This window comes from Zoogloea sp. (assembly GCF_028689785.1).
GTDB lineage: Bacteria > Pseudomonadota > Gammaproteobacteria > Burkholderiales > Rhodocyclaceae > Zoogloea.
In genome coordinates, this window is record NZ_JAQVCN010000111.1 from 1 (window position 1) to 6,251 (window position 6,251).

Annotated in this window: 5 protein-coding genes; all 5 read left to right on the forward strand. The window is 57.5% G+C overall.

Features of this window, described 5'->3' with window-relative positions; translation table 11 throughout:
• Window positions 1–740 (forward strand): Fic family protein (locus PHI64_RS23155; protein ID WP_299888667.1); only part of this gene is annotated, 740 nt, incomplete at its 5' end.
• Between the two features lie 197 nt (window positions 741–937).
• Window positions 938–1,228 (forward strand): hypothetical protein, encoded by a 291-nt coding sequence (locus PHI64_RS23160; protein ID WP_299888670.1) that lies wholly within the window; start codon window positions 938–940, stop codon window positions 1,226–1,228.
• Between the two features lie 77 nt (window positions 1,229–1,305).
• Window positions 1,306–1,830, forward strand: a complete 525-nt coding sequence (locus tag PHI64_RS23165; protein WP_299888673.1) for a hypothetical protein — start codon at window positions 1,306–1,308, stop codon at window positions 1,828–1,830.
• Between the two features lie 147 nt (window positions 1,831–1,977).
• Complete coding sequence (locus PHI64_RS23170) at window positions 1,978–5,634, forward strand: ATP-binding protein (RefSeq protein WP_299888676.1); 3,657 nt, start codon at window positions 1,978–1,980, stop codon at window positions 5,632–5,634.
• A partial coding sequence (locus PHI64_RS23175; protein WP_299888679.1) for a hypothetical protein occupies window positions 5,627–6,251 on the forward strand: 625 nt, incomplete at its 3' end. The genes PHI64_RS23170 and PHI64_RS23175, both read left to right, overlap by 8 nt.

Below are 6,251 nucleotides of genomic sequence, written 5' to 3' on the forward strand. Positions count from 1 at the left end.
CCAATCACATCGTCGCCATTCAAGCGGAGCTGGAGCGCAATAACGCCGGCTTTCGCAAGCTGCCGGGTACGGCGCTGAAAACCGGATCGGGGGAAATGGTTTATACCCCGCCGCAAAACCCCGCCGAGATTGTTGCACTGATGAGCGACCTGGAGCGCTTCATCAACGACGTCGAGCGTTTTCCCGTCGATCCCTTGATCCGGATGGCGCTTATTCATCACCAGTTCGAGAGTATCCACCCTTTCTACGACGGCAATGGTCGCACCGGGCGTATTTTGAACGTGCTCTATCTGGTCAAGGAAGGACTGCTCGATGTACCGGTTCTCTACCTCTCGAACCATATCGTGCGCACCAAGGCTGATTACTACCGCCTGCTGCAGGCGGTGCACGATGCCGACGCCTGGGAGGAATGGGTGATGTACATGCTCGAAGCCGTGGAGCAAACATCCAGACAGGCAATTCAGACCATCCATGCGATCAAGGATGCGTTGTTCGACTACAAGCACCGAATCCGCGCTGAATACAAGTTCTACAGCCAAGACCTGATCAACAACCTGTTCATGCACCCCTACACCAAGATCGAGTTCATCGAACGCGACCTTGGTGTCTCGCGCCTGACAGCAAGCAAGTATCTGGATGCGCTGGCGGCCGGCGGCTTCGTGCAGAAGAACAAGATTGGTCGCAGCAACTACTACGTCAATTTAGCGTTGAATCGCATTCTGCTGGGTAGTTTGAGATGACCCTGGGTACGACCGACGGCGTTTCAACCTGCTATACGGTCAAGGTGCGCTTCTTCGCTTGAAGAGGCCCGGTTGCTTTCCCGACCGGATCGCGTTGAGCACTGGTTGATAGGTTTTCAAGAACCACTAGGGATGAAGGCGTAGCCTCAAAACGTAAAACGTAAAGATCGGCTTGTGGCCGGAAAGGAAGGAACAGCATGCTTTTGTTATCTAAAAAACAAATAAAAACCCTTGAAAACCGGCGCGTAAAAATTACCCTTCTGTTTATCGCAGGAATGCTTCTGATGCTGGGAGGCTGGATTTTCGGGAAAGCCAAAGACCAATGGGTTTCCTCGGCCCTCGTCCTGTCCGGATTCGTTATCTCAGTCTTCTCCATGCATCTCTTGGTTGAAAAGGGGAATTCTGTTGCAGAGAAGGCACAAGTGTCAAAACATCGAACGAAAGAGCAGCAAGCCAAATTGGCGCGCCGTGCATCCCGTCAGCGGTAGGGGGAACCATGAGCACATGGCGATATGTAAACGAAGCTCGAGGCCATCTTGTGGAGGTCTATGCGGACCTCCTTGGTATGGACCATCAACCACCTATCCGGCACTTTGTCGGCATGCACGTCACAGATGAACAGCGTGCTGCAACCAACAAGGTTCTCGACGACTGGTTCGACAAGAGGCTGGCTCGGCTGATGGAGGTCATCGCGGTCCTGGAAAAGTGCAATATCCCTGCCGGAATTGAGGAGTGGGGGGAGCAAGCCATCGCCTACCTTCGAAAAACCCCTTCCGCGCGCGCAAGGATGAAATTCGACCGAGACGACCTGCGTACGGCATTTCTGTGTGTCGTTCTCTGGTATGCCCGAGCCGCAGTCAAATGGTTGGATGCTCGTGAGAACTCCGGAGGCCTTCGGGGCGGTATTTCATATCGGGATATGACCGCCAATGCGGCTAGCCATGGGGCCCTCAGAGAAAGCGTTTCGAAGACCTACAGCGATATTCTGCCCGAAGAGGATTTCGTCCAGGAGGCCCTAGAAGACGGCGATCCTCGCATCGAAGCCTATTTCAAGTGGTCCTACATCGACGCGGATTCTTTCATCAACTGAACGCCGTGTCGTGAATCCCAGGCATTTCAGAACCCACCTCCTCAATGTTGTACCCTTGATCAAGCTCTCAGTGAGCCTTGCATAAATCATCAATGCAGTGGCCACCTGCCATCTCGCTACCCCATTGAACTAGAACCCTTTGGAAAAATGAACCAGATTCCTACCGACATCACACCGGCGAGTGACAAACAGCTGGATCAAAACACGCCGGAATTTCGGCTGACCCGGCTGATACTCATTGACTCGTATGCCCGCGGCAAAACCGTGGAAATTGATCTGGCCGGGCATACCGCTTTGACTGGCGAAAATGCATCAGGCAAAACCACGCTGCTACGCCTCTTCCCTCTGTTTTTCGGCGAGGCCCCTTCTCGGGTAATCCAGAGCGACGAAAACAATCTGAAGTTTGCTCGGCACTACCTCCCCCACACTTCGTCGTACGTGGTCTTCGAATACGAGCGGCGTGGCCAGCGCGTCCTGTCCGTGATCCATGCCGACGGCCAGAGTGACGGGGCGAATTACCGCTTCATCAACCGCCCCTTCAGCCCTGAGCTTTTCCGCGACACGAACGGCCTGGTGCAAAGCCAGGATCTGTCGCGGCATCTGACCAAGTTGGGCGTCGACTTCACCAAGCCGCTTTCCCTGACCCTCTACCGCCAGATCCTCCAGAACGAGGCCGGCCGGGAACATCGACAGTTGGCCACGATGTACTCCTTCACCGGCAGCGGCGGCCGGCTGAAGCACATTGAGCGAATCATCACCAGCATCCTGCAGCGCGCTACCACCTTCTTCGACCTCAAGCGGATGATCGTCTCCTCCATCCAGGAGAACACCGACGCCTTCTCGATGCGGACGAGCAAGCGCGAATTGACCCATTGGATTGGGGAATACGAGGCGCACAACGCTGTTATGGAGAAGGCTCCAATCATGGAGGAGCTGGAACAGCATGACCAGCACCGCCGCCAGGCGGTGGATGAATTCGCCGTACTCCACGCCCGCTTTGAATTGATGCGCGATCACTACCTGGCGCAGGTAGTCGCCGGCGAAGCCGAGGAAGAGCGACTTCGTAACCTGCGGACGCAGCAGGTGTCCGATTTCAACGCTCGCTCACTGACCCTTCAAACCGCCGTCACTGCCGAGCAGGCGAAGATCAACGGCGCCACCTCCACCCTGTCCGCACTGGACCGCAGGAAACTGCAGTTTGATGCAGACAAGGCCGACGACCGGGCGCTGGCAGTCGACGCGCTGCCCGAAACGGAAACCCGAGTGAAAGCGCAGCGGGCCCGGCTTCAGGAACTGGAGGCTTCTTCCAAATCGGTCGTGGAAGTTTTCGACAAGATGGATGCCGGCGCGCGCAAGGACGCCGACGACGACACCCGCCAACTCGAAGCCCGCAAGTCGGGCTTGGTGCAGGACTTCTCGAATCGTCAGGCGGCCATCTACAGCCGGCACGCCGAGAATCAGCGTCAGGTCTCCGATCGGCAGCGCACCGAACTGGCCGGGCTGAACTCCAATGTCGCCAACCTCGGTGCTGATGTCGCAAAACTCGAGGTTGAGGCGCGCAACCCTCAACCCGACCCCGAATGCCAGCAAGCCTACGACCTTGAGTTTGAGGCCGGCCAGGAAGCGATGCGCCGGATCGATGAACTTCGCGGCAGTCTTGAGCCTCTTGAGCGCAAGCTTTCCCGCGCGCAGCAGCAAGTCATCGACGAAGAGGCCATGATGAATGGCAGCCAGCAGGCGCTGGAAAAGGCAGAGGGCGAACTGCAGGACGTCATAGACGCCGGCAATGCCGGAGAAGAAACCCTGCTCGGATTCTTGCGCGCCCATAAGCAGGACTGGGCCCAGAATGTCGGGCGCACCGTTTCTGAGAAGACGCGGCTGCGCACCGACTTGTCCCCTGCCCTCACCGGAGGAGACGACCTCTTTGGCGTGAGCATTGACCTGGATCAGTTGGATGCAACCCGGCTGGCTTCAGAAGAAAGCATCCAGCAAGAAATCGCTCGCCTACGCCAACTGGTCCAGAAGCGCCAAAGGCAGCACGACGAGGACAAGGCAAAGCTCGCAGAGGCTTCGCGGCAACGCCAGTTGGCAAAGGATGCCCGGGACGCGCACCAGACACAGTTGAACCAGGCCATCTCTGCCAAGGGCGGCGCAGATCAACGACTCACCACCGCAAGAGCGCGGCTGCAGGCAAGCAAGGAAACTGCTCGCCGTGCGGCCGTGGCAGCCCTGGAATCCTGCCGGTCTAATCTGTCAGCCGCCAGAGCATCCCTTGCGGACACGGAAACACGGCATGCTTCCGAACTTCGCGATCTGGAAAAGGCCAATGCGAAAGAATTGGCCGGGTTGAAGCAGGCCCACGATACGGAGGTCGGATCCATTGACGGCGCCATACAAGGCATTGCTACGCGGCTCAAGGAACGGCTTGCAGAAATCGCCACCCAGCGCAACGAAGCTCTGAGGGCCAACGGGGTTGACGTGTCCGTCCTGGACCCGATCCGCACGGACATCCAACTACTCGACCAGAGGATCGACCAGGCCAACAAGGACCGGCGCTATGTTGCGGAATACCGCGACTGGTTAGCAGTCTCATGGACTCAACGTCAGCAGCACGTCGACAACCAAGCTACAGCCAAGGCCGCTAAACAGAAACTCGAGGAGACGCATCGTGATCTCGTTAATGAACGAGATGCCCGGTTGAAAGAACACGACCGGATCGCCAAGGAGGTTACAGATGCGATCGACAAAGCCGAAAAGTCGCGGCGCGAGGCATATGGCCAGATGTCCAACTTGGTCTCCTGGCCCAAAGACAAGGCGACCTTCGAGGCCGGCTTCGACGATCGGGTCTCGCTTGAACTCCTCACCGCCCGCCGGCGGCAGTTGCAGCAAGAGTACGCTGAGCTTCTGAAACGCATTCACGAGGGCGTCGACGACATCCGCAAGCAGATGATGAGCACGCCCGGTACCGGCCCTGAGCGTTACCACGCCACAGCCCAGCAGCGCATAGGCTACCCACCACCCGGGCAGGAATACCTCTGGATCGAGGGGTTGCGCGGCTGGTACCAGCATGAACATGCGCAGAACAAGGCCACCCTCATTCAGCTTGGCAAGACATTCGCCCAGAACATCTCTGCTTTCTGGAGCGGCCTGGGCAACTTCAAGAAGCAAGTTGGGAATTTTGCCAGCGACCTCAAGTCCCATCTTCACCAGGGGCAGGTATTTGCCAACATCGCTGACGTCTCCGTGATCATCACGACCGATGTGGACAAGCAAAACTATTGGCAGGCAATTGAGAATTTGCACCATGAGTATGACAGTTGGCACACCCAAGGCGATGCCCTGCCGCCGGCCAGTTTCATTTCGGCGGCCCGCGATGTGGCCATGGTTCTCAGCGACGACAAGGGGCTTGTCGCCGATCCGGTCGACTTGATTAACCTGCAGGTCACGGCCAACATTGACGGTGACGGCAGCAAGGTGGCAAAGAACGAAGCCTCGCTGGCTCGCATGAGTTCCAATGGCCTGTCCTACATCATTCTGGTGGTTATCCTGATCGGCTTCATTAACCGCATCCGGCGCAAGGAACGGGTCGTTGTACCCTTCGTTGTGGACGAGTTGAAGGATTTGTCCGTCGGCAACGCGACCGCCCTCCTCAACCTGCTGGCGCGCAACAACATCACGTTGGTATCCGCCTTCCCCGACGTCGATCCCGACCTCGCCCCGCTCTTCACCAAAAACTACAAGATCCTGCCGGGCCGCACGCTGGCCACCGTGAAGTTGGAACATGAGGAGCATGCGAATGTTTGAGCAAATTGTCCCCAAGCTCCTTGAAGGCGAGTTCATCTGCGAGGCCTCCGCTCCATTTCTGTTTCGCGCGCTGGCAGATGAAGCCTTCCGGTCCGAAGTCGATGCGTACCTCGGCAAGATCAAGCGCCGGCTGACGACCACGCCCAACGGCCAGGCCTATTACGCCTCGTGGGTGAGGGTTGGCAAGGAGCAGCGAGCAGAGGCCAAGCGTGTGATGGTCTCGATCAAGCAAACCATCCGGCCGGTCATTCAGTTTGTCGAACTTTGCATGGACAGCCTGAAAACCGATGCTGCCCCATCACCGGGCGACCGTATCGATTATCCCGCGATCCTGAAGGCCGTCACAGAGAACCCGCACCTTCAGGAGAAGCTTCGAGAGTTTGCCACCCTGGGGAAGGAGTTCGCTGCAAACGAGGCATCGGCCAACGCGATGCTCGGTAAGGTATTCCAGCAGCTCGAAAAGGCGGGATACATCGTCTTCGCCTACCCGGAACAAGAGGCCTGGCGCTTCACCGGGAAACTGGACTACTACTACCAGGTCATCACCTTCCTGATGGAAAACGAGGGCATCCAACAGCAGCAGGACGAGAAGGATGACGACTCAGAAACGGGGAGAC

Excerpts from the sequence above, each read along its gene's own strand:
- PHI64_RS23170 (WP_299888676.1), top strand. The coding sequence starts at position 1,978 with ATGAACCAGATTCCTACCGACATCACACCGGCGAGTGACAAACAGCTG.
- PHI64_RS23165 (WP_299888673.1), top strand. The coding sequence starts at position 1,306 with ATGGACCATCAACCACCTATCCGGCACTTTGTCGGCATGCACGTCACA.
- PHI64_RS23160 (WP_299888670.1), top strand. The coding sequence starts at position 938 with ATGCTTTTGTTATCTAAAAAACAAATAAAAACCCTTGAAAACCGGCGC.